Origin of the sequence: Burkholderia sp. Ac-20353 (genome assembly GCF_017104785.1) — a bacterium.
Lineage (GTDB): Bacteria > Pseudomonadota > Gammaproteobacteria > Burkholderiales > Burkholderiaceae > Burkholderia.
The window spans coordinates 1-363 of record NZ_JAAGPL010000572.1 but is presented as its reverse complement, the minus strand read 5'-3'; the positions used below and the strand labels follow the sequence as shown (position 1 = coordinate 363).

Here is a 363-nt window from a genome sequence, read left to right as displayed (position 1 = left end):
CTTCGCGCGTGATCCCGTATTCCTTCGCGACGTTCTCCGCCGTGATGCCCATGTGGTACTGGTTGTACACGTCCCACAGGCCGTCGACGATCATCGTGTCGACCAGCTTCGCGTCGCCCATCCGGAACCCGTCGCGCGAGCCCGGCAGCACGTGCGGCGCCGCGCTCATGTTCTCCTGCCCGCCCGCGATCACGATGTCCGCGTCGCCCGCCACGATCGCGTTCGCCGCCAGCATCACGGCCTTCAGGCCCGAGCCGCACACCTTGTTGATCGTCATCCCCGGCACCGCGCTCGGCAGCCCGGCCTTGATCAGCGACTGACGCGCGGGGTTCTGGCCCGAGCCCGCCGCGAGCACCTGGCCCA

The 363-nt window shown here is 69.4% G+C and carries 1 protein-coding gene; it reads right to left on the bottom strand.

Going from position 1 to position 363, the window contains the following annotated elements; genetic code table 11:
* On the bottom strand, positions 1-363 hold a 363-nt coding region (locus tag G3N94_RS42025; RefSeq protein ID WP_277398618.1), incomplete at both ends, for a beta-ketoacyl synthase N-terminal-like domain-containing protein.